The organism is Salinibacterium sp. SWN248, assembly GCF_015864575.1.
Lineage (GTDB): Bacteria > Actinomycetota > Actinomycetes > Actinomycetales > Microbacteriaceae > Rhodoglobus.
In genome coordinates this window covers 1-26,498 of sequence record NZ_JADYWW010000003.1, presented here as the reverse complement: position 1 = coordinate 26,498, position 26,498 = coordinate 1, and the positions used below count along the sequence as shown (strand labels likewise).

24 protein-coding genes, 1 rRNA gene and 1 riboswitch are annotated in these 26,498 nt (G+C 61.6%); of the genes, 13 read left to right on the top strand and 12 right to left on the bottom strand.

Translation table 11 applies throughout. The features are described from left to right. Nucleotides 1-4 precede the first annotated feature (4 nt). Genes I6E73_RS13490 through I6E73_RS13480 form a run of 3 tightly spaced genes read left to right on the top strand, consistent with a single transcriptional unit; the run spans nt 5 to nt 3,127 of the window. Nucleotides 5-1,168, top strand: a complete 1,164-nt coding sequence (locus I6E73_RS13490) for a sensor histidine kinase (protein WP_197126387.1) — start codon at nt 5-7, stop codon at nt 1,166-1,168. Then, the gene (locus I6E73_RS13485) at nt 1,165-2,418 is read left to right on the top strand and encodes a hypothetical protein (protein ID WP_197126385.1); all 1,254 of its coding nucleotides are present in this window, start codon (nt 1,165-1,167) and stop codon (nt 2,416-2,418) included. Before I6E73_RS13490 ends, I6E73_RS13485 begins: the two co-directional genes overlap by 4 nt. Nucleotides 2,419-2,455: 37 nt before the next feature. Continuing rightward, entirely contained in the window at nt 2,456-3,127 is a 672-nt protein-coding gene (locus I6E73_RS13480) for a response regulator transcription factor (RefSeq protein ID WP_197108987.1), read from the top strand. A gap of 127 nt (nt 3,128-3,254) precedes the next feature. Here I6E73_RS13480 and I6E73_RS13475 read toward each other — a convergent pair whose 3' ends face one another. The 6 genes from I6E73_RS13475 to I6E73_RS13450 all read right to left on the bottom strand — a co-directional run bounded on the left by I6E73_RS13475 (nt 3,255) and on the right by I6E73_RS13450 (nt 9,679). Continuing rightward, on the bottom strand, nt 3,255-3,566 hold the full coding sequence (locus tag I6E73_RS13475) for a thiamine-binding protein (protein ID WP_100389925.1): 312 nt from the start codon (nt 3,564-3,566) through the stop codon (nt 3,255-3,257). After that, the gene (locus I6E73_RS13470; protein WP_197126383.1) at nt 3,563-4,861 is read right to left on the bottom strand and encodes a glycosyltransferase 87 family protein; all 1,299 of its coding nucleotides are present in this window, start codon (nt 4,859-4,861) and stop codon (nt 3,563-3,565) included. Before I6E73_RS13470 ends, I6E73_RS13475 begins: the two co-directional genes overlap by 4 nt. Next, complete coding sequence (locus tag I6E73_RS13465; RefSeq protein WP_197126380.1) at nt 4,855-5,709, bottom strand: ADP/ATP-dependent (S)-NAD(P)H-hydrate dehydratase; 855 nt, start codon at nt 5,707-5,709, stop codon at nt 4,855-4,857. The genes I6E73_RS13470 and I6E73_RS13465 overlap by 7 nt, the downstream gene beginning before the upstream one ends. Nucleotides 5,710-5,736: 27 nt before the next feature. Then, a complete protein-coding gene (locus I6E73_RS13460) occupies nt 5,737-6,771 on the bottom strand; it encodes a hemolysin family protein (protein WP_197108990.1) in 1,035 nt (344 codons plus the stop codon). Further along, nucleotides 6,771-8,093: a hemolysin family protein gene (locus I6E73_RS13455; RefSeq protein WP_197108991.1), complete on the bottom strand. Its 1,323-nt coding sequence runs from the start codon at nt 8,091-8,093 to the stop codon at nt 6,771-6,773. Before I6E73_RS13455 ends, I6E73_RS13460 begins: the two co-directional genes overlap by 1 nt. A gap of 149 nt (nt 8,094-8,242) precedes the next feature. After that, a complete protein-coding gene (locus I6E73_RS13450; RefSeq protein WP_197126378.1) occupies nt 8,243-9,679 on the bottom strand; it encodes a GuaB1 family IMP dehydrogenase-related protein in 1,437 nt (478 codons plus the stop codon). 180 nt (nt 9,680-9,859) lie between these two features. Between I6E73_RS13450 and I6E73_RS13445 the strand changes: the two genes are divergently transcribed. Further along, a complete protein-coding gene (locus tag I6E73_RS13445; RefSeq protein ID WP_197126376.1) occupies nt 9,860-13,744 on the top strand; it encodes a multifunctional oxoglutarate decarboxylase/oxoglutarate dehydrogenase thiamine pyrophosphate-binding subunit/dihydrolipoyllysine-residue succinyltransferase subunit in 3,885 nt (1,294 codons plus the stop codon). Nucleotides 13,745-13,843: 99 nt separating this feature from the next. On the opposite strand, the gene I6E73_RS13440 is transcribed toward I6E73_RS13445, so the two are convergent. Next, nucleotides 13,844-14,074, bottom strand: a complete 231-nt coding sequence (locus I6E73_RS13440; RefSeq protein ID WP_197108994.1) for an anti-sigma factor — start codon at nt 14,072-14,074, stop codon at nt 13,844-13,846. After that, entirely contained in the window at nt 14,071-14,697 is a 627-nt protein-coding gene (locus tag I6E73_RS13435) for a sigma-70 family RNA polymerase sigma factor (protein WP_231601028.1), read from the bottom strand. The genes I6E73_RS13440 and I6E73_RS13435 overlap by 4 nt, the downstream gene beginning before the upstream one ends. 109 nt (nt 14,698-14,806) lie before the next feature. Here I6E73_RS13435 and aroA point away from each other — a divergent pair, with 109 nt between their 5' ends. From aroA to I6E73_RS13400, 7 genes are all read left to right on the top strand, one after another. Then, nucleotides 14,807-16,213 carry a 3-phosphoshikimate 1-carboxyvinyltransferase gene (gene aroA, locus I6E73_RS13430; protein ID WP_197126374.1) on the top strand — a complete coding sequence of 469 codons (1,407 nt, stop codon included), beginning with the start codon at nt 14,807-14,809 and terminating at the stop codon, nt 16,211-16,213. Between the two features lie 2 nt (nt 16,214-16,215). Beyond that, nucleotides 16,216-17,277, top strand: a complete 1,062-nt coding sequence (gene rsgA, locus I6E73_RS13425; RefSeq protein ID WP_197126371.1) for a ribosome small subunit-dependent GTPase A — start codon at nt 16,216-16,218, stop codon at nt 17,275-17,277. Between the two features lie 2 nt (nt 17,278-17,279). Next, nucleotides 17,280-18,071, top strand: coding sequence for an inositol monophosphatase family protein (locus I6E73_RS13420; RefSeq protein WP_197126369.1), 792 nt, complete (start codon nt 17,280-17,282; stop codon nt 18,069-18,071). Nucleotides 18,072-18,167: 96 nt separating this feature from the next. After that, a complete protein-coding gene (locus tag I6E73_RS13415) occupies nt 18,168-18,668 on the top strand; it encodes a septum formation family protein (protein WP_197126367.1) in 501 nt (166 codons plus the stop codon). A gap of 144 nt (nt 18,669-18,812) precedes the next feature. Next, complete coding sequence (locus I6E73_RS13410; RefSeq protein ID WP_197126366.1) at nt 18,813-20,084, top strand: bifunctional alpha/beta hydrolase/OsmC family protein; 1,272 nt, start codon at nt 18,813-18,815, stop codon at nt 20,082-20,084. A gap of 80 nt (nt 20,085-20,164) precedes the next feature. Further along, nucleotides 20,165-20,989 carry a siderophore-interacting protein gene (locus I6E73_RS13405; protein WP_197126364.1) on the top strand — a complete coding sequence of 275 codons (825 nt, stop codon included), beginning with the start codon at nt 20,165-20,167 and terminating at the stop codon, nt 20,987-20,989. A gap of 133 nt (nt 20,990-21,122) precedes the next feature. Continuing rightward, nucleotides 21,123-21,218: riboswitch (glycine riboswitch) on the top strand. A gap of 204 nt (nt 21,219-21,422) precedes the next feature. Beyond that, nucleotides 21,423-22,820, top strand: coding sequence for an L-serine ammonia-lyase (locus tag I6E73_RS13400; RefSeq protein WP_197126625.1), 1,398 nt, complete (start codon nt 21,423-21,425; stop codon nt 22,818-22,820). Between the two features lie 28 nt (nt 22,821-22,848). Here the strand turns inward: I6E73_RS13400 and I6E73_RS13395 are convergent, their stop codons facing one another. Further along, the gene (locus I6E73_RS13395) at nt 22,849-23,598 is read right to left on the bottom strand and encodes a pyrimidine reductase family protein (protein WP_197126362.1); all 750 of its coding nucleotides are present in this window, start codon (nt 23,596-23,598) and stop codon (nt 22,849-22,851) included. A 5-nt stretch (nt 23,599-23,603) separates the two neighbouring features. Continuing rightward, the gene (folP, locus tag I6E73_RS13390) at nt 23,604-24,509 is read right to left on the bottom strand and encodes a dihydropteroate synthase (protein WP_197126360.1); all 906 of its coding nucleotides are present in this window, start codon (nt 24,507-24,509) and stop codon (nt 23,604-23,606) included. Between the two features lie 122 nt (nt 24,510-24,631). Between folP and I6E73_RS13385 the strand changes: the two genes are divergently transcribed. After that, nucleotides 24,632-25,003 (top strand): DUF488 domain-containing protein, encoded by a 372-nt coding sequence (locus tag I6E73_RS13385; protein WP_197126358.1) that lies wholly within the window; start codon nt 24,632-24,634, stop codon nt 25,001-25,003. Here I6E73_RS13385 and I6E73_RS13380 read toward each other — a convergent pair. Then, a complete protein-coding gene (locus I6E73_RS13380) occupies nt 25,000-25,215 on the bottom strand; it encodes an SCO4848 family membrane protein (RefSeq protein WP_197126356.1) in 216 nt (71 codons plus the stop codon). The genes I6E73_RS13385 and I6E73_RS13380 overlap by 4 nt on opposite strands. Before the next feature lie 74 nt (nt 25,216-25,289). On the opposite strand from I6E73_RS13380, the gene I6E73_RS13375 reads away from it, so the two are divergent. Further along, on the top strand, nt 25,290-25,952 hold the full coding sequence (locus tag I6E73_RS13375) for a YigZ family protein (RefSeq protein WP_197126354.1): 663 nt from the start codon (nt 25,290-25,292) through the stop codon (nt 25,950-25,952). Between the two features lie 143 nt (nt 25,953-26,095). On the opposite strand, the gene rrf is transcribed toward I6E73_RS13375, so the two are convergent. Next, a 5S ribosomal RNA gene (gene rrf / locus I6E73_RS13370) occupies nt 26,096-26,212 on the bottom strand. Nucleotides 26,213-26,498 lie beyond the last annotated feature (286 nt).

Here is a 26,498-nt window from a genome sequence, read left to right as displayed (position 1 = left end):
ACAAATGGACCTCACCACAAAAGAACGAGATCGCCTACTTCAGCGCACTGCGCGAGTAGCGAGTCTTAGTTTTCTGATCGTTTCGGTCGTGTGCCTGAGCATCCCCGATGCAGTGTCGACGACGACACTGCTGCTGTGCCTCCCGCTGTACGTGGTGATGGGCGTTGTGCAGTTCCAAACCGGAAACAGCCGGTCGCTCGGCTGGGTCATTTCGTCGTTCGCGGTTGGCATCATCGCCACCCTGCTTATCGCAGGCACACCGGGTGGGCCAAGTCAGGCCGGGCTCTCCGCTGTTGCCCAGCTCTCGTCAGCTTCCCTCGCCTGCCTCGCGATCGTGCTGACGACCACCCTGCTGCGCCGCGTCGTGCTGCTCGTTAGCTTTCTCGCCGTCGCGAGCGTCACGATTATTTCGCTCGCGCCGTTCCAACCGCCCGTGCGCACTCTCGCCCTCGTTATCTTCGGCTGGATCCTCGCGGCACTCATCGGCTTCTGGATTAGCTCTGGCGTCCCCCAAGCCGTGCGCCGCATCGCCAGCATCGGTCGCGCCCACCGGGCAGAACGTCAAGCAAGCGAGACTGAAGCCCAGCGCCGCCAGGGTGCTCGACTACTTCACGACACCGTTCTGGCCACCCTCACCCTGCTCGCCCACTCCGGTGTCGGCGTCTCAGCAGAGGCAATGCGTCAGCAAGCGGGCGACGATGCCCGTCTCTTGCGTCAGCTGCGTCTCGGTGCCACTCCCACACCGCAAGCATCCGGCGACTACAACCTCAGCGCCCCCGTGAGCGAGACGGTGCTCGGCACCACGCTCGAGTCGGTTAAGCAGCGCTTCGGCCGCATGGGCCTCGAAGTCAGTTGGCACGGCACCGGTCAAGTTCTGCTCCCCAGTGACGTCCTCGATGCCTTCCTTCTCGCGCTCGCTGAGTGTCTCGAAAACGTTCGCCGCCATTCCGGCGTTACAGAAGCTCACGTCACGATCACCGAAGACAACACCACCGTTCGCGCCATGATCACCGACTCCGGTGTCGGCTTCATCCTCGACGATGTAGATTCGGCAAGCCTCGGCTTCAAAGAGTCCGTCGTCGCACGGTTGAAAGAAGTCGGCGGGCAAGCACGACTGTTCTCCACGCCCGGTTCCGGAACGACCGTCGTCTTGGAGGTTCCCCGATGACCTACGCTCCCCCCGAAGAAAACACTCTCGGCGTCATTGTCGGCGGCAAACCACGCCATGCCAAGAGCGCCGCTGTCCGGCGCCTCGCGGGCGACGACACTCCCCGGCTCATTAGCCTCGGCACGGGCTTCGTCGGCGTCGGAGCGGCCATTCTGGTGAGCCTTCGCGCGATCTACGGTCTCGTGTGGCTCGTAATCCAATGGGACATCTACCCCAACCCCGTCACCGCAGCTATCGCGTGGGTGCTGCTGATCATCATCATCATTGGTACCATCACGGTGGTGCAGCTCACGAGCGGCCAACTTCCACTCTGGATGTTCGTGCTCTTCCTTGTGGGTCTCGCCGCCGTCATGGCGCTCGACATGTTCGCCATCTGGGATCTGCACAACATCGGCGGCCACGCGACCTCCGCGGTTGCGGCCGGAATGGCGCTGCTTCTTGTGCTGACGGTTCGCCCCAGCGCCGACATCATCATCGGCGTGTCTGCCGTCGGCGCAGGCCTAGTCGCCGCCATCGTGGTCAATGTGCCCCTGACCAACGACAACATCGCTCCTCAGATCACGACCGTGGCGTTCGCCGTGCTCCCCACCGTGATCGGGCTCACCCTCATCGTCAACTTCCGCCAACTCGTGCAGGTCGAGCTCGACCGAGTGCTCGTACAGAGCACCCTCACGGCCCCACGCTTTGCCGTCGGCATGATGGCATCCGAAGAACTTGCCCGCCTCGACCTCGCCGCTGAAAAGCTGCTCGACTCCGTGGCAAACGGTTCCACCAAGCTGCCGTTGCAACCCAAAATTGCGTCAACCGCAGCATCCCTCGCCACCGAATTGCGGCTGCACCTCATCGAGGGCCGCCGCGAAACCTGGCTTTATCACGCGATCACCGAGTCTGACCTGCTCGGCAAATCCGTAACACTCACCGACAAGGGAAGCCTTGCCGGTTTGCTCGACCCCACCCAGCGAGATGGCTTGCTGTCCACTGCGTGGCTCTTTGTGACCGACACCACCAAACGCGGAGCCAAGAACTCCGTCCACATCACAATCGCGCCATCAACTACCGTTTTGGCGTCCGGTTTCGAAGACAAAGTGGCAGTCGGAATTTCGATCAGCTCAACCGGAGTGGCACGAAATCGTGTCGACGCCTCCACGTGGGAAGCGGTCGCAAAAGTCGGAACCTATACCGACTCCATCGAGAACTCCAGCGTGCGCCTCGACATTGAATGCCTCGTCGAGAACCCCGCCGACCAATAATTTTCGTAAGATAGACGAACGACCAGAGGACCTAATCGTGACTGAACCAACAAAGCGCATCCGGCTCGCCATCGTTGACGACCACCGAATGTTGCTCGGTGCGCTCACCGAGTGGATTCGCCAGGCCGCCGCCGACATCGACATGGTTGTTGCCGTGCCGACGTGGCCCGAACTCACGATCCACCCCGAGTTCCCCGTCGACGTTGTGCTCCTCGACCTCGACCTCAAAGACAACATCCCGGTCTCGCTCAAGATCAACACTCTCAAGTCGATGAACGTGCGCGTCGTCCTCATGAGCACCTATTCCGAGCCCAATGTGGTTCGCGAAGCTCTCGCCGCTGGTGCCCTCGGCTACCTCGTCAAGAGCGAAGACGCTGACATGATCGTGGAAGCGATTCGCGCAGCATCCAAGGGTGAGTCGTTCATTTCCGCCGAACTCGACTTGGCGATCAATGCCGACGAAATCGGTGGAGCCCCCAAGCTCAGCGCCCAAGAACGTCGCGTCATGGCGCTCTATGGCGGCGGCGAGCCCGTCAAGTCGGTCGCTTACCAACTCAGCATCTCTGAAGAGACCGCCAAGAGCTACCTCAAGCGCATTCGCGAGAAGTACCGCGTCGCAGGCTTCGATGTTGGCACTAAGGTAGCGCTGCGCAAGCGCGCCCTCGAAGACGGCATCCTCATCGAGACCGACACGATGCACCACCTCTAGGCTGCACCGCTCGGCACCACGCTTAAACGCAATCGCCCTGTCCCACTGCGTGTGGGACAGGGCGATTGCGTTGCGCGGGTTGCGCGGAATGCGAGCCCGCACACATGCTGATGCTGGCGCTCAGCGACTAGCTCTCAGCGCGGATGATCGCTTGCTCTAGGCGCTCAACCTTGCCGGTCATCTCCCCGGTGCGACCGGGGCGGATGTCGGCCTTCAGCACGAGCGAGACACGGGAACCAAATTGCCCGACAGCTTCTGTCGCGGCTTTGACGACGGCAAAGACTTCATCCCAGTCTCCCTCGATGGTCGTAAACATCGAGTCGGTCTGGTTCGGAAGCCCCGAGTCGCGCACCACTTTTACGGCGGCCGCTACGGCATCGTGGACCGAATCGGTTCCGTCGGAACCACCACTGGGTGCGATTGAGAATGCGACGATCATGCTGACTCCTTTGCCGTGAGGCGTTCGAGGGGCGGGCTGTAGGGGGTTGAGAAGAACGGCTGCGGCGTGTGTTCCCCGCTCGCAGACGAGCGCGAACCGAGCCGTACGAGCTGCACAATTGCCCACACCAGCAGGGCGAGAAGGAGCGCGTTTCGCACTGTCAGGATGGCAACCATGATGGGGTCGGCAGCCAAGAGCTGGTCATAAAAGTACGGATACACCAGCTGGGTAAGGGCGGCAATGATAAGGGCGAGCACCGCGGGCATCCGGAACCGAAGCGACCCCTCGGCGCGAGCGGTGAGCAGCCCAAGAACGATCGGTACCGCGAGCCAACCAACAAACTGAGGCGAACCGACTTTATTGACCACGATGAGCGCGGTTACGAGGGCGAGACTCAACATCGAAAGAACGCCGAGAGTTGAGGAGCCCGCGCGCGTTGCTCTCACGCCCAGCACAGCGATCACGAGAATGACCACTCCCAGCAGCGGTGTCATGAGGGCCGCCGCGAGTTGCACTCCAGCTCCGGTCACTTGAAAAGTGAGAATCGAGGCGTCGTAGTAGATGAAAGTGTTGGGCACGCCGGCGACGGCCTGCCAGAGCCAGAACGCGGCGACGGGAGATTCAATCTGGATGCCGCGGCCCGTCTGCTCGCTGACGAAGCTGAAGATGTTCATCCCGGAGCCTGCCAACAGCGCGAACACCACGACCGTGGCAGTCGTTCCCGCGGCAGCGATCGCAATGGCCCAGCGATGGCGCAGCGTGATGAACGCCGCGAGCAAGAGCGCTGCAGGCCACACCTTGATCCAAGTGGCACACGCCAACACGATTCCTGCCGCTCGCGGGTACCTGCTCAGCAGCCGCACTCCGACAAGTGCGACGGCTACCGTCACCGCGTCAACGCGACCGAGCGCAATCGGGCCGAGCGCCAGCAAGAAGACCAGCCACCACCATCCGATAATCACTCCCGCGCGGGAGCGACCCCAGCGGGTGAGAAAACCAAGCGCGACGAGGTTGAGGAGCATCACGAGGGCCAGCCAGGTCGCGCCAATGTGACCGATGCCGAAAGTAACTGACGCGAGAATCGGCACGATCGCGAGCAGCGGATACACCCACGGCATATCGACGCCCACCACGATGCCCGAGGCGTAGGCTTGCTGCGCCCAGCCGGCGTACACGATGGTGACATCCCCGAAGGGGTTTCCGGGGCCCTGAAGGTTGAGCAGTCCCAGCGCGAGGTGCACGGCGATAAAGAGAAGCCAGAGCGCGAAGGCGCTGACGGTGTGGCGGTTCAGCACGTCGGTGCAGAAGCAGGTGCAGTGCCGCCAGCGATCGCCGCAAGTTCCGCGCCGATCTGCGGAACGTGAGCACACAGGTCGAGAATGGTGAGCGGGCCGCCAGCGCTGGCCAGCTGCGCGGCGCGGCCGTGAACGTAAGACGCGGTGGCAGCGAGCCCCACGAGCTGTGTCGGATCGGCGAGCACCGCGTCGCTGTGAGTTGCGACCAGAGCCCCGAGGATGCCGCCGAGAGCGTCACCGGCACCAGCAGTAGCCAACCAGGCCGGTGCTGCCGCAACCGCGACTGTCGTTGTTCCGTCGGAGATGTACGTCGTGTGGCCCTTGAGCAGCACGGTGCAGCCGAGTGTGGTCGCGGCGGATTCCGCCCAGTCACGCGGCGCCGCAGCGATATCGTCAACGTCTGCGCCGAGCAACCTCGCGAGCTCACGGTAGTGCGGGGTGATCACCGTCGGGGTGTTCACGCGGTGCACTACGTCAAGGGCTCCCCCGTCGAGCACAATGGGCACGTTCTGACTGATCGCCGCGGCAATGCGTTTCTCAGCATCCGGCTCACGGTCGGCATGGTCCATGCCCGACCCGATCAGCCAGGCTTGCACCCGGCCGTCGGCCATGACCGCTTCGGGGCGACGCTGCAAAATCAGGTTCTCGGCACGCTCAGCACCGAGGTAGCGGATCATGCCCACCCCGGTTCGAGCGGCAGCTTCGACACCGATAACGGCGGCCCCCGGATACTGCGCAGATCCCGTGATCAAGCCAAGCACCCCGCGGGAGTACTTGTCATCAGAGTCCCGGGGCAGAGCGATGTGACGTGCCGCCTCAGCAGCACCCCACATCGGCTCAGTCTCCATGGATGTCAACGATAGTTGAGAACGCCGCTAGCGACGCCGAGTGGCGTCTTGCACTTCGCCGACGAGCACTTCAATGATGTCTTCGAGGAAAAGCACACCGGTGGTTTCACCGGTGGCATCGAAGCTGCGAGCAACGTGCACACCCGAACGACGCATTGTCGCCAGCGCATCTTCGAGGTCAGTCTCGCAGTACATCGAAATGAGCTGACGAATCCGCTTCGGCGGCACTGGCTCCGAGAATTCACTCTCGTCGAGGTCAATGACGTCCTTCAAATGCAGGTAGCCCGTGGGCTCCCCCGCATCGTTCAGCAGGATGTAGCGCGAAAATCCACGCTGCGCGACCGCCTTTTCGAGATCGGCAGGTGCGGCAGCTTCGGGCAGCGTGACGAGCCCCGACATCGGGATTGCGACATCCCGAACCTTTTTGGAGGTGAACTCAAACGCACCGGTGAGAGTGCCACCGGCATCCATCAGCACGCCTTCTCGCTTCGACTGGGCAACAATCGTGGCGACCTCGTCGAGAGTAAATACGCTGTTCGCTTCGTTCTTCGGCACAACCTTGAAGAGCCGCAGGATGCCGTTCGCGATCGCGTTGAGGGCAACGATGATGGGGCGGAAGACTGTCGCGATGAACACGAGCGGCGGCGCCAAGATGAGCACCGCACGATCAGGAATCGAGAACGACAAGTTCTTGGGCACCATTTCTCCGAGCACGACGTGCAAGAACGAGACAATGATCAGCGCGAGAATAAACGCCACAGTACTGATCAGTTCTTCGCTTAGCCCGGTCAGGGCCAATGGCACCTCGAGCAAGTGGTGAATCGCCGGTTCTGACACATTCAGGATCAGCAGCGAACACACGGTGATGCCCAGTTGGCACGCCGCGAGCATGAGCGTTGCGTGTTCCATCGCCCACAGTGCGGTCTTTGCCGAACGTGAACCGGATGCCGCAAGCGGCTCAATCTGTGAGCGTCGCGCCGAAATGACGGCAAACTCTGCCCCCACGAAGAAGGCATTGATGATGAGTAGAACGAAAAGCCAGATGATTCCCCAGACGTCCATTAGCGCACCACCTCGGCATCGCTTGTGGCGTCAATCGGATCGGGGGTAAACCTCACGCGGTCGATGCGTCGACCTTCCAGTCGTTCAATGCGGAACACTCCGCCGGCGGCGGAGATGGTGTCGCCGGTGCGCGGCACACGGCCGAGTTCGCTCATGAGCCACCCCGCAACCGTTTCATACGGTCCCTCTTCGGGAACTTCAACGCCCGTGCGCTCAAGAAGCTCATCGGGGCGCAGAATTGCGGGGAACGTGAACCAGTCACGAGAACGCACCACATCCGCTTTGGAGCGGTCATGCTCGTCGGACACTTCACCGACAAGCTCTTCCACGAGGTCTTCGAGAGTAGCGACTCCGGCAGTCCCGCCGTATTCGTCAACGACTACAGCCATCTGATAGCCGCGTCCGCGCAGTTCTGAGAGCAGAGCATCCAATCGCATCGTTTCTGGCACTTGGAGCGCTTCGGTCTGCAGCGCAGAAACGGGCACGTCGGCTCGCTTCTTGTGGGGCACCGCAACGGCCTGCTTGATGTGCACAAAGCCCACAACATCGTCGATGCTGTCGTCGATCACAGGGAAGCGAGAAAAGCCGGTGCGCTTGGCGAGGTCAATGACGTCTTGCGCACTGTCGGTGCGGTCGATGCTGTCAACCCGCGGCCTCGGCGTCATCACGTCTTGCGCCGTGTGATCGGCAAAGGCGAGCGTGCGCGCGAGCAGGGTGGCCGTGTCCGCTTCCAAGCTGCCTTGGCTAGCCGAGCGGCGAACGAGGGATGTCAGCTCTTCTGCTGTGCGAGCGCCCGACAATTCTTCTTTCGGCTCGATTCCCACGGAACGGAGGATTGCGTTTGCCGTGTTGTTGAGCAGGCTCACGGCCGGCTTGAACACCGTCGTGAAAAGAACTTGGAATGGCACGACAAATTTTGCGGTGGCACGTGGCAACGCGAGAGCAAAGTTCTTGGGAACCAGCTCGCCCACGATCATGGAGAGCAGCGTGGCAAAGGTGATCGCCAGCACGCTAGCGAGCACGACCACAACGCCCTCAGGGAGCACTTCGCCGAGCGGAACCGATAGCCAAATACTGAAGGCAGGTTCGAGGGTATAGCCAGCGAGAAGAGTCGTGAGGGTGATTCCCAGCTGGGCGCTCGACAGGTGAGTAGACGTGTGCTTGAGCGCCGCGATAACGGGGGAAAGTCGCTTTTCGCCACGCTCTTGTCGTGACTCAAGATCGGAACGATCGAGGTTGACGAGAGCAAATTCAGAGGCGACGAAGAAGCCGGTGCCGACGGTCAGCACGAGGCCGGCGGCGAGGAGAAGCCATTCATTCATGACAGTTCACCTCCAGCCGCGGAGGTAGGTAGAGAACAGGCGAGAAACAGGTGATGGTCGCACGGAGAAGGGCCCCGGCGACAACTAGAGGGAGGGTCGTCCATTATGGGCCCAATTATAGGACAGATTCCTTAGGAACTGCCGATCTACTACCAGCTGACGGGCAGGGCTTTTCCCTCTTCGTATCCGGCAGCCGACTGGATGCCCACCAACGCCCGCTCGCGGAACTCTGTCAAAGTGGCCGCCCCGGCATAGGTGCACGAGCTGCGCACCCCCGACGTGATCATGTCAACGAGGTCGTCGAGAGACGGTCGAGCAGGATCAAGATAGATCTTGGAGCCAGAAATCCCCTCAGCAAAGAGTTCTTTGCGAGCGAGATCGTAGGCATCGAGGCCACCAAAGCGAGCCCGCACGGCCTTGGTTGACGCCATCCCCCAACTGGTTTTGTAGAGCGCACCGGCATCATCGTGACGCAGTTCGCCTGGGGCTTCGATCGTGCCAGCAAACCACGAACCGATCATGACGGATGCTGCGCCAGCGGCGAGCGCGAGTGCAACGTCGCGCGGGTAGCGCACCCCGCCGTCAGCCCACACGTGGGCGCCGAGTTCGCGCGCGGTTGCCGCCGTCTCAAGCACTGCGGAGAACTGCGGACGGCCGACCGCGGTCATCATGCGCGTGGTGCACATAGCGCCGGGGCCGACACCGACCTTGATGATGGTTGCTCCTGCTCCGACAAGGTCTCGCACGGCGGCGCTCGTCACCACGTTGCCTGCAACTAGCGGTACGCCGAGGTCGAGGGCGGCGACGGTTTCGATCGCGCGCACCATGCCTTCTTGGTGTCCGTGCGCGGTGTCAAGAACGAGAGCACACGCACCGGCAGCGACGAGAGCGCGCGCACGCGCCCCAACGTCGCCGTTGATGCCGAGTGCTGCAGCAACGGCAAGCTTGCCGTGGCTGTCGAGGGCTGGTGTGTAGAGCGTCGAGCGGAGCGCACTCGTCTTGCTTGTGGTTCCCACCACTGTAGCGCCCACTACGACGGGCGCGAAGGAGATTCCTCGCTCTACGAGGAGGTCGAAAAGTTCACGGGAGCTGCCAAACTCGGCCCGCTCGATCGCCTGCGTGTCAGCGCGAGCGATATCGCCGAGCGCTGCACCGGGCATTGCCGAGGCCAGCTGTTCGGCATCCACGACTCCGGCGAGTTCGCCGTCGTTCAGGAGCACAACCCCGTGCCCCGGCAGCGGAGGAACGAGCAGAAGCGCCTTCTCGACGGTGTCGTGCGGGCTCAAGAAAACTGCCGAGTCGAGGTCGCTTGGCTGATCGCGCACCCACGCGAGGGCGTCGGCCATGTCATCGTCGCTGAGGTCTTGCGGGAGCACGCCGAGTCCGCCGCGGCGTGCGAGGCTGGCGGCCAGCCGTGGCCCTGTCACGGAATTCATGTTGGATGCTACGAGCGGAATGGTCGCGGGCGTTCCGTCACCGGGTGCCAGCGAAACTGCCATCCGACTCCCCACCGCGGAGTGGCTGGGAACCAAAAACACGTCTGAGTAGGTCAAGTCGTGCGTGGGTCTGGTCTCGTAGAAATCCATGGTGACGAGCCTAATTGCCACCAGATGAAAACAATCTGCAGAAAAGTCAGGAAAATAACGGAGATCGCCGCCCCACGACCAGCAGACGCACAACAAAGCGATTAACATTGGGAGGGATGTCTGGCGCGCAGACCGCGCGCCGTTTTTGTGAACACCAGAACTGAAAGTAGGCGGTTTGACGTGTCAGGCCAAGTAACCGGAACCGCAGCGGACGGAGACTCCTCGAGCGACTTCGGGGCCAACGAATGGTTGGTCGACGAGATGTACGAAAAGTACCTCGAAGACAAGAATCTAGTAGCGGAATCCTGGTGGCCCTTCCTCGAGAGCTACCAACCCTCGGCTGACTTGACTCCGTCAAGCGCTGTTCCCACGTCGACGACTCCGGATGCTCCGGCCGCAGCCCCGGCGACGACGCCCGCTGCACCGCAGCCCGCCGCCGCAACTTCTGAAGCTCCCGCGGCTCCCGCCACGTCGGCCGCCACCGCAGTAGCTCCCGCAGCCGCTGCTAAGCCCGCAGCTCCCGCAGCCGACGCCAAGCCCTTCGTCGATGAGGCAAACCCCAGCACGGGCAGCCAGCCAATCGCCCGCACCACGTCGATTGAGCCGAAGCCGCAGCCGATCCCGGCCGAGGCCCCTGCAACCACTCCGATCGAGACCCTCAAGGCCGAGGCCGCTGCTAAGCCCAAGACGGAGAACGCGGTTGCTCCCCTGCGAGGCGCTGCGAAAGCCCTCGCCTCGAACATGGACTCTAGCCTCACGGTTCCGACCGCTACGAGCGTTCGCACCATTCCCGCGAAGCTCATGATCGACAACCGCATTGTCATCAACAACCACTTGAAGCGTGCTCGCGGTGGCAAGGTGTCGTTCACCCACCTCATCGCGTGGGCCATCATCGAAACTCTCAAAGAGTTCCCCAGCCAGAACGTCTTCTACGACGAGCCAAACGGCAAGCCATCTGTTGTCACTCCGGCGCACATCAACCTCGGCATCGCCATCGACATGCCGAAGCCGGACGGCACCCGTGCGCTTGTTGTTCCCGGCATCAAGAACGCCGAGACCATGGGCTTCGGCGAGTTCCTTGCTGCCTACGAAGATGTGGTGTCCCGCGCTCGCGCGAACAAGCTGACCGGCCCCGACTACATGGGCAACACGATTTCTCTGACCAACCCGGGTGGAATCGGCACCGAGCATTCCGTTCCCCGCCTCATGCGCGGTTCGGGAACGATCGTCGGTGCAGGAGCGCTTGAGTACCCGGCCGAGTTCCAGGGTGCAAGCCTTCGTACCCTCACCGAATTGGGTATCGGCAAGACGGTTACCCTCACGAGCACCTACGACCACCGCGTTATTCAGGGTGCTGGTTCGGGTGAGTTCCTCAAGAAGATCCACGAGCGCCTCATCGGTGCCAACAACTTCTACGAAGACATCTTCGCGGCGTTGCGCATCCCCTACGACCCCATTCACTGGGCTAACGACATCAACGTCGACCTCGCCGACAACATCAACAAGACGTCGCGCGTTCAAGAACTGATTAACTCGTTCCGCGTTCGTGGTCATCTCATGGCTGACACTGACCCGCTCGAGTACCGTCAGCGCTCACACCCTGACCTCGACATCTCGAGTCACGGCCTCACCTTCTGGGATCTCGACCGTGAGTTCGTCACTGGCGGTTTCGGCGGCAAGCGCCAAGCACTCCTGCGGGAGATTCTTGGCACCCTGCGTGATGCTTACTGCCGCACCGTTGGCATCGAGTACATGCACATTCAGAACCCGGAACAGCGCCGCTGGATCCAGGATCACGTCGAGAAGCCGTACAGCAAGCCTGGCCACGACGAGCAGATGCGAATCCTCGGCAAGCTCAACGAAGCCGAAGCTTTCGAGACCTTCCTGCAGACCAAGTACGTCGGCCAGAAGCGCTTCAGCCTTGAGGGTGGAGAGTCGACGATTGCGCTGCTGGATGCTGTCATCCAGAAGGCTGCCGAAGCAAACCTTGAAGAGGTTGCTATCGGCATGGCCCACCGCGGCCGCCTGAGCGTTCTCACGAACATCGCCGGAAAGACCTACGGTCAAATCTTCCGTGAGTTCGAGGGAACCCAAGACCCCCGCACCGTTCAGGGTTCGGGTGACGTCAAGTACCACCTCGGCACCGAGGGCACCTTCACGGCAGCTGACGGTCGTCAGATCCCTGTCTATCTTGCCGCTAACCCTTCGCACCTTGAAGCGGTGGATGGCGTTCTCGAGGGAATCGTCCGCGCCAAGCAAGACCGTCGCCCGATTGGCTCCTACGCCGTTCTGCCCGTCATGGTGCACGGAGACGCGGCTATGGCCGGTCAGGGCATCGTCGTTGAGATTTTGCAGATGTCGCAGCTGCGTGCCTACCGCACGGGTGGAACCATCCACGTGAACATCAACAACCAGGTTGGCTTTACGACTCCACCGAGCGAGGGCCGCACGTCGCAGTACTCGACGGATGTTGCCAAGACTGTTCAGGCACCGATCTTCCATGTGAACGGTGACGACCCTGAAGCTGTTGTTCGCGTTGCTGAGCTCGCCTTCGCCTATCGCCAAAAGTTCCACCGCGATGTTGTTATCGATCTGATTTGCTACCGCCGCCGCGGTCACAACGAGGGCGACGACCCCTCGATGACGCAGCCGCTGATGTACAACCTGATCGAAGCCAAGCGTTCCGTTCGTACTCTCTACACCGAGGGTCTCGTCGGTCGTGGCGACATCACTCAGGAAGAGTACGAAGCCAGCCACCAGGACTTCCAAGACCGCCTTGAGCGCGCCTTTGCCGAAACGCATGCCGCTCAGACCGGTTCGATGCCGATCCTCAGCAAGGATGGCAACGGAGTTTCTGACCTTGAGCGTCCCGGCTCGCAGCGCGACGATGCTATCGGAGAGCCCATCACGACGGGCATCGACGAGAGCGTTGTTCACCTCATTGGTGATGCTCACGCGAACCCGCCGGCGAACTTCACCGTGCACAAGAAGCTGCAGGCTCTGTTGAAGAAGCGCACTGACATGAGCCGCAAGGGCGGAATCGACTGGGCATTTGCCGAGTTGCTCGCTATCGGTTCTGTTCTTCTCGAGGGAACCCCGGTGCGCATGGCCGGTCAGGATGCTCGTCGAGGCACCTTCGTTCAGCGTCACGCTGTGCTCCACGACCGCGAAAACGGTCAAGAGTGGCTGCCGCTGCAGAACCTCTCCGAGAACCAGTCGCGCTTCTGGATCTACGATTCGCTGCTCAGCGAGTACGCCGCTCTCGGCTTCGAGTACGGCTACTCAGTAGAACGCGCCGATGCTCTGGTCATGTGGGAAGCCCAGTTCGGTGACTTCGCCAACGGTGCCCAGATCGTCGTCGATGAGTTCATTTCGAGCGCCGAGCAGAAGTGGGCGCAGCGTTCAAGCGTTGTCATGCTGCTGCCGCACGGCTATGAAGGTCAGGGGCCCGACCACTCCTCCGCCCGCATCGAGCGCTACCTGCAGATGTGTGCCGAGAACAATATGATCGTGGCTCGCCCGTCGACGCCGGCATCGTACTTCCATTTGCTACGTCGCCAGGCCTACTCGCGTCCGCGCCGTCCGCTGATCGTGTTCACCCCCAAGGCGATGCTTCGCCTGCGCGGTGCCACCAGCGACGTTGCTGACTTCACGAGTGGTCGCTTCGAGCCCGTTCTCGACGACGTGCGTCTCGACGACAAGTCAGCCGTCACCCGCGTCATCGTGACGTCAGGCAAGACCTACTACGACATCGTCGCTGAACTCGACAAGCGCGAGATCAAGCACATTGCCGTAGTGCGCATGGAGCAGTTCTACCCGCTCCCCGTTGCCGACATGACCGAGGTGCTCGACAAGTACCCGAACGCTGACATCGTGTGGACTCAGGATGAGCCTGAGAACCAGGGTGCCTGGCCGTTCATCAGCTTGGAACTCCAGCGCCACATTCAGTCGCGCGACATCAAGCTGGCCTCGCGTCCGGCATCCGCCTCACCGGCGACCGGTTCGTCGAAGCGCAGCGCTCTCGAGCAAGCTGAGCTGATTGATCACGCGATCACCCAGCCGTAACCGCACCAGCGTTAGCGACGAAAGCGGGCATCCTCCGAGGAGGGTGCCCGCTTTCGTGTTCGCGGTGAGCAACCGTAGACGCTCAGCGCTAGAGAGTGTTTAGGCGCCCGCCAGCTTCGACAAGATCGCGCTGCGCAGATCATCCGGGGCCGTCTCGCGGCAGGCCTGCTTGACCTTGAGCTTCAACGCGAGCGCCACAAGGTGTTCGCTTGAGCAGGACTCGCAGTTGTCGAGATGGTTTGAGACATCCTGAAAATCGGCCTCGTTGAGTTCGCGGTCGAGGTATTCCTCGAGTTCGGCTTTTGCTTTTTCGCAACCGCAGTCGGTCATTTCGTGCTCCTTGATGCTGCTGGCGTGCCGGGGGTGCGGTCACGCGCGTAGTCGGCTAATAGTTCACGCAACATGCGACGGCCACGGTGCAGTCGACTCATTACGGTGCCTACGGGGGTTTTCATGATGTCGGCGATCTCCTGATAGGAGAAGCCTTCGACGTCGGCGAAGTAGACCGCAAGGCGGAAATCTTCGGGAATCGACTGCAGAGCATCCTTCACTGCACTGTCGGGCAAATGATCGATAGCTTCTGCTTCAGCCGACCGCGTCGAGACAGACTGAGTGACGGATTCTGCGCCGCCCAATTGCCAGTCTTCAAGATCATCGATCGTGCCCTGATAAGGGTTGCGCTGATTCTTGCGGTAAATATTGATGAAGGTGTTGGTCTGGATGCGATACAACCAGGCCTTCAAGTTCGTGCCCTGCTGGAATTGTCCGAACGCCTGGAACGCCTTGATGAAGGTCTCTTGAACGAGATCTGCTGCGTCCGTAGGGTTGCGGGTCATCCGCATTGCAGCGCCAAAAAGCTGGTCCATAAAGGGCAGCGCTTGCTCTTCAAACTGTCGTCGCTTCTCGTCAGCGGCAGCATCGGTGGCGCTGGGCTCAACTCTGTCGGTAGTCATTAGCGACAATTCTAGTTCGCTGATGACGGCATCCTGCTGAGTATTCAGTACTACGGTCATACGGGCGCCTCCTCCGTGGGGTCTTAAACGCCGATACTCTTAGTAACTGATGTTCGTATCTAAGTATTCCAACCCAGAGTTCAGCCCGTATGACGACGAGACGGTGCCAGACACCACGATGCCCGGAAACTGGCCGGCGCCGACCGTCACTCACGCACTCTCCGCATCGCTGAGTTTGCCGGGAAGCAAGAGCCTCACGAACCGCGAATTGGTCTTGGCTGCCCTCGCCGATGGCCCATCGCGATTGCACTCGCCTCTTCATTCGCGCGATAGCGCCCTCATGATTCAAGCTTTGCGTGCGCTTGGCGTCGGGATCACGGAGATCCCGACCGGCAACGCCTTCGGTCCCGATCTGCACGTCACCCCGGGCGAACTCGAAGGTGGCACCTCGATCGATTGTGGTCTCGCAGGAACCGTCATGCGTTTCCTGCCGCCCGTTGCGGCGCTCGCCCTGGGACCGGTAGCTTTCGATGGCGACGAAGCTGCCCTTCGTCGCCCCATGCGCACCACGATTGACTCGCTGCGAGCGCTCGGCGTGGATGTGTCCGACGACGGTCGCGGAACCCTCCCCTTCAGCCTGTACGGCATGGGCACGGTTGCTGGCGGCGACGTCAGCATCGATGCTTCGGCATCCAGCCAATTCGTTTCTGGTCTTCTTCTTGCGGCTGCTCGCTTTGAGAAGGGGCTGACGCTTCGTCACACCGGCGACAAGCTGCCGAGCATGCCGCACATCGAGATGACGGTCGCATGCCTAGCTGCACGTGGGGTCACGGTGGAGAGTCCGGAACCAGGGGTGTGGGTGGTTCCCGCTGGCCCGATCCGTGCGATCGACGTGGCGCTCGAGCCCGACCTCTCCAATGCCGCGCCGTTCTTGGCGGCTGCGATCGTGGCCGGCGGAGCCGTCACGATCGAAGGCTGGCCAGAGTCAACCACTCAGGTCGGTGCTGACCTTGAGCAGCTGCTTCCCCTTTTCGGCGCGACGGTCACGCGCAAAGATGGTGCGCTCATTGTCGATGGCGGCATAGGCGTCGTGGGCGGCCAGCGCTACCCCGGCATTGAGCTCGACCTCTCTACCGGTGGCGAACTCGCTCCCGCAATCGTGGCGATCGCAGCGCTGGCGTCATCCGCGAGCACGATCACAGGAATCGGCCACTTGCGTGGACACGAGACTGACCGCCTCGCGGCGCTCCGCACCGAGATCAACGCACTCGGCGGATCCGTCACCGAACTCGACGACGGTCTTCACATTGAGCCGGCCGAACTGCACGGTGGCGTATGGCACAGCTACGAAGACCACCGGATGTCGACCGCCGGCGCCATCATCGGTCTCGCCATTGAGGGCGTAGAGATCGAGGGCATCGAGTCGACCGCCAAGACGCTCCCCCAGTTCCCGGAGCTGTGGCGCACGCTCATCGGCGACGCACCGCTGACCGCCGACACTCTCGGATTGCTCTAACGATGAGTTGGCTCACCGGCGACGACGACGATGACGACCGCAAGTACAGCGAATACGACGAGAGCTCGATTCGCATGCGGCCGAATCCCAAAGCCAACAAGCCGCGGAGCAAGATTCGCCCCGACCACGCCGACGCCATTGAGGGGCGCGTCTTTAGCGTCGATCGCGGTCGCTACGGAATTTGGGTAGACGAGGGCACGCCAAACGAACGCCAAATCATTGCCGCTCGGGCCCGCGAACTCGGTCGCAACCAGCAGGGCAAAGTCTCTGTCGTGACGGGTGACTGGGTCGATCTCGTGGGCGATACGAGCGGCACCGACGGCACTCTCGCGCGTATCGTCCGCATTCGCGAGCGCACCACGCTGCTCCGCCGCAGCGCCGACGACACGGATGCCGTTGAACGCATCATTGTCGCCAACGCCGACCAGATGCTGATTGTTGTCGCCGCTGCCGACCCGGAGCCACGGCCGCGCCTAGTTGACCGCTATCTCGTGGCGGCCTTTGATGCGGGGATTGATCCCATCCTGTGCATCACCAAGACTGACTTGCAAGATCCGGCGCCGTTCTTGGAGAACTTCGCTGGTCTCGATCTGACAGTGATCGAGAGCCGTTCAGATGAGGTTCCCCTTGACGAGCTGCACGCGCTTTTGGAAGGCCACACTACGGTTGCGGTCGGCCACTCGGGAGTGGGCAAATCGACGCTCGTGAATGCTCTTGTGCCCGACGCTAATCGCGCCGTCGGCCATGTCAATGCGGTCACCGGGCGTGGGCGTCACACGTCGTCGTCGACCATTTCGTATCGCGTGGGCACCGGCTGGGTTGTCGATACTCCCGGAGTTCGATCCTTTGGCCTCGGTCACATCGACCCGAGCAAGATCTTGTCGTCCTTTACTGACTTGGCCGAGCTTGCCGAAGAATGTCCGCGCGGCTGCACTCATTTGCCCGATGCCCCCGACTGCGCGATTGCAGAAGCGGTCGCTGGCGGAGCGCTCGGCGAGGTCGGTAAGTTGCGCCTCGACTCGTTCCAGCGGCTCATCACGACACTCGGTTCCGCTAGCGTGTAGTCGTGACCGAATACACTCTCGCCGACGATCTTTCCCTCGCGCTCGCACTGGCTGGCGACGCTGACCTCATCTCGCTCGATCGCTTCACCGCGCTCGACCTTGAGGTCACGACAAAGCCCGACCGCACGCCTGTGACGGATGCCGACAAGGCTGTTGAGCGCAGCATCCGAGCCGGAATTGCTGCTGCCCGCCCCGGAGACTCGATTCTGGGAGAAGAGTATGGCGAGGCTGGCGACTCGAACCGCCAGTGGATTATCGACCCCATCGATGGCACTTCCAACTTCTTGCGCGGCGTCCCCATCTGGGGAACCCTGATTTCGCTCGCCATCGATGGCGTGCCACAGGTCGGCGTGGTTAGCTCTCCCGCTCTCGGCAAGCGCTGGTGGGCCGCAACAGGTCACGGCGCTTTCGCCCAAGCCCACGGTGGCGAGCCTGAACAGATCGCGGTGAGCAAGGTCTCCTCGCTTGAGGCGGCGTCCATCAGCTACAACAGCCTGCCGGGCTGGGATGAAGCTGGTCGCCTGGATGCAGTCGTTGCGTTAACTCGCGCCACGTGGCGTTCGCGCGCGATCGGCGATATGTGGGCGTACATGCTGCTCGCCGAAGGCGCGCTCGACGTCGTGGGCGAATTCGATTTGAAGCCGTATGACATGGCCGCGTTGATCCCCATTGTGTTGGAGGCGGGCGGTCGTTTCACTTCTGTTGAAGGCGTTCCGGGACCGTGGGAAGGTAACGCTCTGGCAACAAATGGCGTACTGCATGACGAAGTTCTGGGGTTTTTGCGCTCTCACTAAGGTTTCACCCGCTTCTGTTAGCTGTGAATACGCTGAGGGTCACTAAGCTTGACCAGTACGAAGCGTGACTACCTCAGACGAAAGAGACCCACTTCCATGACGACAGAGAACATCTGGCGCCGGACGCTCGCCATCGCCACCATTGCTGTTGCAGCAGTGGCGCTCAGTGGCTGCAGCATCCTCGATCAAGTTACCAACCAAATTTCGGATGCCGTCGACCCCGGAGCCGGCACCACGCAAGACATCTTCAGCCTCGTTATTGGCGACTGTGAAGTCGGCAACCAAGACGGTGGCGAAGTTTCCAGCACCAAAACCGTCGACTGCGCGGAGCCGCACGATGCTGAGGTCTACGCTGCGTCCTACATGGCCGAGGGCGACTTCCCCGGTGACTCCGCAATCGAAGATCAGGCGACGGCTGACTGCTACGCAGAGTTCGGTACCTTTATCGGTGCGGACTACGACGACTCGGTCTACGACTTCTCCTGGTATTACCCCACCGAGGGCAGCTGGTCAGAGGGCGACCGCGAAATTTTGTGCCTCGTCTACGACCCCTCTGGCAACCAGATCAGTGGTTCGCTTGCCGGTGCAGCAGAGTAATTTTCTTACCCGATCGGCCGACGAAGACACCGTCTTTGTCGGCCGTTCTGGCGTTAACGGGAAGAACTGAGAGCATGGGGACGTTGCATCCGGTATCGGGATAGGAAACGCTGGAGCACGTCGATACGAAAGTGGTAACGGATAATGAAGATCGAATTCCCCGGCTCCAACGGCTCTATGCTGGCGGCGCGTCTCGACCTCCCCGATGGCACTCCTTCTGCTTTCGCCCTTTTCGCGCACTGCTTCACGTGCTCGAAAGACTCATTCGCTGCCTCACGCATCTCGAAAGCACTTGTTGACTACGGCATCGCCGTATTGCGTTTTGACTTCACGGGCCTGGGCGGCTCCGACGGTGATTTCTCGAATACCAACTTCAGCTCGAACATCGACGATGTCGTCGCCGCCACCGAATACCTCGGCACCAACTACCGTGCGCCCACGATTCTTATCGGGCACTCCCTCGGTGGAGCCGCAGTGCTCGCTGCCGCGCACCGCGTGCCATCGACTCGTGCTGTCGTGACACTCGGCAGTCCGAGCGATCCGGCGCACATCACGAATCTCTTCGCCCATGCCAGCGCCGAGATTGCGACTGCGGGAGAAGCGATGGTTCAGCTGGGCGGTCGCGAGTTCCGCATCCGCAAGCAACTCCTCGACGACATCGCCGCACAACCGCAGTCCGCTCGATTGCGCGATCTTGATGCCGCCCTGTTGGTCATGCACTCGCCCATCGACCAGACGGTGGGGGTCGACAACGCGCGAGAGATTTTCGAAACAGCGAAGCACCCCAAGTCTTTTGTGGCGCTCGATGGCGCGGATCATCTCCTGAGTAATCGGGATGATGCTGCTTTCGCGGCGAGCATGATCGCGGCCTGGTCAGCTCGCTACGCTTTCGACGGCGCTGCGGCTCCTCAGCCGACAAAGAGCGACACTGGCACAAACACCGCTGCGGTTGTCAATCCGAGCGCGGTCGTTACTGCCGACGGCAGCTCGGTGATCGTCACCGAGAGCGGTCCGGCGCGCTACGAACAGCGAGTATTCGCGTCGGGGCACGAACTGATTTCTGATGAGCCTGCACCGCTGAGCGAGAATCATGGCGCTGCACCGTATGACTTCGTCTTGGCTGGTCTCGGAAGCTGCACCTCCATCACGATCAGGATGTACGCCGACCGCAAGAAGATGCCTCTGAAGTCGGTAAGCGTGCGCCTCACTCGCGAGCGGATCGATGCGGCCACCTGCGAGCATTGCACCTCAACCGAGGGCATGGTCGAGCATTTCACTCGTGAACTCACCTTCGAGGGTGAACTCACCGATGAGCAACGCGCTTCTCTGCTCGTTATTGCCGACAAGTGCCCTGTACACCGCTCTCTCGAGGGCGAGATCTCGATCACGACTACAGAACGCTCCTCGGTTCACTAGCCCTCTCAGCATCCGAGGGTTACAGTAGTTAGGTAAGCCTAACTTTTAGTGAAATGAGCCGGCGCCCGCGCCCATCGCCTATGACAATTGAACGTGACTCCGTCAAACATCCCCTCGTTATCCGCCACCTGACGGTCAGCGCCGTCAGCCACCCGGCGCCGTCGATTGCGCGCATCACCCTCAGCGGTGATGAACTCGCCGAATTTGTCAGCAGCGGCCCCACCGATCACGTCAAAGTATTCTTTCCCGATCCCGCAACTGGTGTGCTCACTGCACCCGCGATGACCGCCGATGGAATCAAGAAGCCCAAGGGCAAGGTTATTTCGCGTGACTACACCCCGCTCGGCTTCCGCAGCGATGCTGGTCGGCACGAGCTCGACATCGACTTCGTCGTCCACGGTGATGAGGGGCCTGCCTCCGCCTGGGCCGGCACAGCCGCCGCTGGCGACAGCCTCGTGATCGCGGGCCCGCGCGGATCACGACTGCTGCCTGTTGGCGCAACCCACGTCATCCTGATCGCGGACGAAACTGCGTTTCCTGCAGCCTCGCGCTGGATCGACATGCTCCCCACCTCGGTAAACATCACCGCCCTGTTCGATGTCGCCGACGACAGCCTTGAGAGCTACTTCAGTGACGAGCAGAAGGCTCGAATGGATGCCGAGTGGTACTACCGTCGCGACGGCCTCGGCCAGCTGGAGGCTGCCCTCCGAGCGCTCGGCGAAATTGGTGAGTCGACCTTCGTGTTCCTCGCCGGCGAAGCAACCACACTCGTGCCACTCCGCCGCTACTTGCGTCGCGAGTTGGGATTGCCCAAACAGCAAGTGACGGCCGACGGTTACTGGCGTCGTGGCGTGACGAACGCTGACCATCACGAGCCGATCGACCCCTCGGACCCCGAGGACTAAACGGTCTTAGCTAGCGTGCGTTCCTCGCCGAGAGGCCGGGCACGCATGCTCGCCTGAGCACTACCCCGGCGTGAGATTGGCGGGTCTGCGAGGCAGGCTCAAGTGTATGCTGATGGCACAAGTGAACAGCCGTCATTCCGCTGCGGGAGAGTCCTTCCGATCGATGGTTGGCGCCGTAGGAGCAAACCCTCTCCGGGAATCTCTCAGGCCCCCGTACCGCAGTGGATAGGCAACTCTGAAAAGTAGTCGGCCCTGCCCGACTCGCCGACGGGGCAACGCAACGCCACAAGCGTGCGGAAACTCTCAGGCCCAATACAGAGCGGAGAGGACTCAACGACGCCCGCACGACGCAGTGTGGTGAAGAAACGGAGTCACCGTGGCCATTCGCAATCTGACCCCCCGAACTGAAGTACCGACGCCCTCGCTCGAAGAAGTGCCCCTGAGCAGCTTCGATCTGTTCACTGTCGGCATCGGCCCTTCCAGCTCGCACACCGTCGGCCCCATGCGCGCGGCTGCGTCCTTCGCCGCTGATCTTTCCGAACACGGGATGCTCAACTCTGTCGCCACTCTCAGCGTTCGCCTCTACGGCTCTCTCGCCGCAACCGGTGCTGGCCACGGCACGATGAGCGCGGTGCTCATTGGCTTGGAGGGAAAGCTCCCCGACCAGGTTCTCCCCGCCGAGATGGACCAGACTCTGGCCCGCATCGAAGAATCCGGGCTGCTGCACGTGAGCGCGAGCCGCGATGTGCCGTTCCGCGAATCCGATATTGCCCTGCACCCGCTCACCGTGCTCGACGGGCATCCCAATGGCATGCGTTTTGCAGCATACGATGCGGATGGCGCCGCAATTCTTGAGGCAACGTACTTCTCGATCGGTGGCGGTTTCATCTATCGTGAGGGCGACAACCGTGATGGCAGCTCCTCTAGCGGCCCAGCCGTCGTGGCGGATCCGCTGCCGTTCCGCACTGCCGCACAATTGCTCGCGCACTGCCGCACCGAGGGGCTCAGCTTCAGCGGTGTGATGTTGCGCAACGAGTTGGCCCGCCGCCCCGAGTCTGAGGTGGTTGCTGGCCTCCTGCACATCCGCGATGTCATGGATGAGTGCAAGAACAACAGTCTTGAACGCACCGGCAACCTGCCCGGCAATTTGAAGGTGCGGCGCCGGGCTCCCGAGTGGCACCGACGCTTGCGCGAAGAAGACCCCAACCGCGATCCGAACTTTTGGCAGGAATGGGTCAACCTCGTTGCCCTTGCCGTCAACGAAGAGAATGCCTCGGGCGGCCGCGTTGTGACAGCCCCCACCAATGGCGCTGCTGGCATCATCCCGGCTGTGCTGTTTTATGCGACCCACTATGCGCCTGGCATGAAGGACGCCGACCAAGCGACGAAGGATGACGCTACCGTGCGCTTCTTGCTGGCCAGCGCGGCCGTGGGCGTGCTCTACAAGCGCATGGCTTCGATCTCGGGCGCCGAGGTCGGATGTCAGGGCGAGGTTGGCTCGGCCTCCTCTATGGCGGCTGCGGGGCTCGCAGAAATTCTCGGCGGAACTCCCGCACAGGTCGAGAACGCGGCCGAGATCGCGATGGAACACAACCTCGGCCTCACGTGCGATCCCATTGGCGGTCTCGTACAGATCCCGTGCATTGAGCGCAATGCGATTGCAGCCTCGAAGGCGATCAACGCTGCGAAGATGGCGTTGTGGGGCGATGGCGAGCACCGCGTCTCGCTCGATGAGGTCATCATCACCATGGCCGAGACCGGCAAGGATATGAGTTCGCGCTACAAAGAGACGTCGATGGGCGGTCTCGCCGTCAACGTCGTCGAGTGCTAACGCGCACGTAAATACCGCAGCGGCTGCGCTAACGCGCGGCGCGGAGGTAGCGCAGCAACAGTGTTCCGTCGGGCGCGGACAGTGCGTGCGCGAGCGACATGTTCTGCGGTGTCGCATCCGCGGCATCCACAATTCGCCGAGCAGACCCGCCTTCGAGCCGCGGGCTCACGGTGAGACAGAGTTCGTCGACAATTCCCTGGGCGATCATGGTCGCGAAGAGTGTCGGACCGCCTTCGCTGTGCTGCTGAACTAGCCCGCGTTCCGCGAGAAGGTGTTTCATCTCGACGGTATCTACGGCAGCGTCTCCTGCAACGATCACGTCAGCAACCTCTTCGATCCGTTTGCGGCTCTCCGCGGGGGCGCTCTCGGTGGTCACCACGAGGGGGCGCGTCGCGTAGCTTCCGAGGTCTCCCGGCTCCAGCCGCAGGGATGCCGTCACAATGGCAAACGGTGGCTGAGCAGCGAGTCCTTGCGAAGTCCGCCACCCCGCAGATTCCTCGTCGAGAGCGAGGTTGCGGTAACCCTCTTGGCGCACTGTTCCTGCGCCAACGACGATGACATCCGCAAGCCGTCGAAGCAGACCGAAGACACGACCGTCTGAGTCCGTGCCAAGCCCACCCGATACTCCCTCGTGGGTGGCAGCGCCATCGATGCTCGACACAAAGTTCGCGCGCAACCACGGCACTGATCGATCAGCCACCGCGTAGCTCGCGAGAAGTTGCTCGTTGGTGAGCGGCGCCCCAGCGCTGAGGGAGTGAATTTCGGATGCGTCGGCCACAGTGCCTACCTTTCGTTGATGTCGGACATGTTGTGCTTCAGCAGCGCGGGCTCGCGGAGCCCCAGAATGGCTTCGGTCATGCGCACGGCAGCAACAGTTTCCGCTACTTCGTGAACTCGCACGACCCGCGCGCCATTGAGGATGGATGCCACGGCGGCAGCCAGTGAACCCTCGAGGCGCTCGCGCTTCGGCTTATCAAGCACTTCGCCGATGAAATCTTTATTGGAGAGCGCGACGAGGGTCGGCAACCCGAGTTCGGTGATTACATCGAGGCGACGGGTGAGTTCGAGACTATGCATGGTGTTTTTGTTGAGGTCGTGACCGGGATCGACAAACAGTCGTTCGTCGGGAACGCCCGCGGCACGAGCCTGTTCCACTCGGCTCTGCAGAAAGTCACGCACTTCTGTCGCTACATCGTCGTACTGCGGCCGAGCGAACTGGGTGCGTGGCTGCGCCCGCGAATGAACAAGAATGAGCGATGCATCGCTGGCCGCAACAACGCCGGCGAGGTCAGGGTCGCTCAAGCCCGTGGTGTCATTAATAACCGTGGCACCGGCCTCGATACTGCGGCGTGCAACCTCAGCGTGGAAGGTGTCGACCGAGATCACGACGTCGGATGCTTCGCGAAGCGCCTGCACAACGGGAACGACGCGCTCGCACTCCTCCTCGACACTCAGCGGGTCGCCTGGAGCGAACGGAACGCCACCGATGTCGATCCAATCGGCCCCTTGCTCGACAGCCCGCAGCGACGCGGCAACAGCATCCTCGAGCGCGTAGTTGGTTCCCGCATCGTAAAAGGAATCGGGGGTGCGATTCACGATCGCCATCACCGCAACGTTGCGCGAGAAATCAAAGGTTCGATCGCCAATAGTCCGTCGTGGATTCCGCAGCGGCGGGAGGTCAAAACTCATACTCCCTATACTGGGCGACAATGCTGACAGCTGCATTCATGTCGCGACAGCGATCCGGGCTCGGAGTCGAGCGTCAGAGAACCTGAGAACTGTCGGTAGCGTTCAGAGGAGAGTAATCAAGGATGACAACTTTCATCGCCGCACGAATTTACGAGCCCGCTCATGCAGCGGACGGCTACCGCGTGCTCATTGATCGGCTGTGGCCCCGCGGCATCAGTAAAGAGCGTGCGGACCTCGACGAGTGGTGCAAGGAACTCGCCCCCAGCACAGAACTGCGCACCTGGTGGAACCACGAACCCGCCCGGCGGGCCGAATTCGCCGCGCGGTACCGTCACGAATTGGACCAGAGCGCTGACGTGCCCGACGCAATCACGCGTCTAGCCAGTCACGACCGCGTCACGTTGCTCTACGCCGCTCATGATCCTCAGGTCACTCACGCGAACGTATTGCGAGACTATCTCGCCGAAGCTGCTGCCTCTGCAGGCAACGGCTAACCCAGCAGCAAGAGAATCCCGGCAAGCACAGATGCTGCGGCGATAAGCAGCGCAATACCGAGCAGCACAGCGTGCACGCGATAGAACGCAGTGGCTTTCCCCGCTACGTCGCGCGCGCGGGGGTCAGCGCTGACGCGCTTGAAGAACCGCGGCCATGCGATGACATTGAACAACGCGCTGATAAACAGAATAATTGCGGCAAACAGCTCCATGATGTTCTCAGCCTACGCCGCGCTCGAGGGCCGTTGCGCCACCCCTCCGATCCAACCTGCGAGACAATGGGTGGATGCTCGAGTACACGTTACGCGGAGGCCCCGGCGCCAGCGCCGAAGCCGAACTCGAAGCCAAACGCTCACGCTTCCTCTGCCGCATAGTCCGAGTCGACAACGAAGCGGATGCCCGAGACGTCATCGAACAGGCGCGTAAAACTCACTGGGATGCCCGGCACCACTGCTCGGCGTTTGTCCTCGGCTCCACCACGGAACCGGATCAGGTCCGCCGATCAAACGATGATGGTGAGCCGTCCGGAACCGCCGGGCGCCCCATTCTCGACGTGATCACTGGTCGCAACCTCGTTGATTGCGTTGTGGTGGTGACACGCTATTTCGGTGGCACCCTCTTGGGCACCGGTGGTCTCATTCGTGCCTACTCGGATGCCACGGCACTCACCGTCGATGACTTACGGGCACAGAAGCGCCTTGTGCTTCGAGAACGTCGTGAGCTGTTTCAGCTGGCGCTCCCCCATGCGGATGCCGGTCGGGTTGAGTCTGAGCTGCGCCAACACGGCGTCACGGTAATCGGCACCGAATACGGCAGCGCAGCGGTGATGACGTTGGCGGCAGACCCTGGCGACGAATCAGCTCTGGCCGAGCGGGTTGCCGGCATCACGTCCGGTGCACGATCGCTAGAGCCTGTCGGCTCCGAGTGGGTCGACGCGGAGCTCCGTTAGCCCAGCGCTGGGCGTCTGTCCGCTCGACGCCGAGCCTCGATCGAACGAACGAACGAAAACTGCACCCGGCGGTGGACGGAGATTGTCCGGTGGTTAAAGCAAAATAGCCACACCCCGAAGGGTGTGGCTATTTTACAATTGAAGTCCGGCGGTGTCCTACTCTCCCACAAGGTCCCCCTTGCAGTACCATCGGCGCAGAGAGTCTTAGCTTCCGGGTTCGGAATGTAACCGGGCGTTTCCCTCTCGCTATGGCCGCCGAAACACTATTGATTTATGTATCAGTCTGGGCCAGTTCACATCACAGAGCATTCCACCGAGGTGGGTGCTCAGCAGTGTGTGCTGGGCGCAGTTCCCGACCGTAAATCGGGAACCACAAAGTGGACGCGAGAATTCTTCTCAGTCACCATTCGAAGTCCTTACGGACTCCCAGTGAGGTGGGGTGTTATCAATTTATCGACTTATTAGTACTGGTCAGCTCCACAGGTCGTTAGTCCCTGCTTCCACATCCAGCCTATCAACGCAGTAGTCTAGCTGCGAGTCTCTCGG

Coding starts and splice junctions, on each gene's coding strand:
- I6E73_RS13475 (WP_100389925.1), bottom strand. CDS start 3,566: ATGATCGTCGCATTCTCAATCGCACCCAGTGGTGGTTCCGACGGAACC.
- I6E73_RS13490 (WP_197126387.1), top strand. CDS start 5: ATGGACCTCACCACAAAAGAACGAGATCGCCTACTTCAGCGCACTGCG.
- I6E73_RS13415 (WP_197126367.1), top strand. CDS start 18,168: ATGACGACAGAGAACATCTGGCGCCGGACGCTCGCCATCGCCACCATT.
- folP (WP_197126360.1), bottom strand. CDS start 24,509: ATGAGTTTTGACCTCCCGCCGCTGCGGAATCCACGACGGACTATTGGC.
- I6E73_RS13450 (WP_197126378.1), bottom strand. CDS start 9,679: ATGGATTTCTACGAGACCAGACCCACGCACGACTTGACCTACTCAGAC.
- I6E73_RS13460 (WP_197108990.1), bottom strand. CDS start 6,771: ATGGACGTCTGGGGAATCATCTGGCTTTTCGTTCTACTCATCATCAAT.
- aroA (WP_197126374.1), top strand. CDS start 14,807: ATGTTCGTATCTAAGTATTCCAACCCAGAGTTCAGCCCGTATGACGAC.
- I6E73_RS13485 (WP_197126385.1), top strand. CDS start 1,165: ATGACCTACGCTCCCCCCGAAGAAAACACTCTCGGCGTCATTGTCGGC.
- I6E73_RS13435 (WP_231601028.1), bottom strand. CDS start 14,697: ATGACTACCGACAGAGTTGAGCCCAGCGCCACCGATGCTGCCGCTGAC.
- rsgA (WP_197126371.1), top strand. CDS start 16,216: ATGAGTTGGCTCACCGGCGACGACGACGATGACGACCGCAAGTACAGC.
- I6E73_RS13465 (WP_197126380.1), bottom strand. CDS start 5,709: ATGGAGACTGAGCCGATGTGGGGTGCTGCTGAGGCGGCACGTCACATC.
- I6E73_RS13440 (WP_197108994.1), bottom strand. CDS start 14,074: ATGACCGACTGCGGTTGCGAAAAAGCAAAAGCCGAACTCGAGGAATAC.
- I6E73_RS13455 (WP_197108991.1), bottom strand. CDS start 8,093: ATGAATGAATGGCTTCTCCTCGCCGCCGGCCTCGTGCTGACCGTCGGC.
- I6E73_RS13385 (WP_197126358.1), top strand. CDS start 24,632: ATGACAACTTTCATCGCCGCACGAATTTACGAGCCCGCTCATGCAGCG.
- I6E73_RS13375 (WP_197126354.1), top strand. CDS start 25,290: ATGCTCGAGTACACGTTACGCGGAGGCCCCGGCGCCAGCGCCGAAGCC.
- I6E73_RS13405 (WP_197126364.1), top strand. CDS start 20,165: ATGACAATTGAACGTGACTCCGTCAAACATCCCCTCGTTATCCGCCAC.
- I6E73_RS13410 (WP_197126366.1), top strand. CDS start 18,813: ATGAAGATCGAATTCCCCGGCTCCAACGGCTCTATGCTGGCGGCGCGT.
- I6E73_RS13380 (WP_197126356.1), bottom strand. CDS start 25,215: ATGGAGCTGTTTGCCGCAATTATTCTGTTTATCAGCGCGTTGTTCAAT.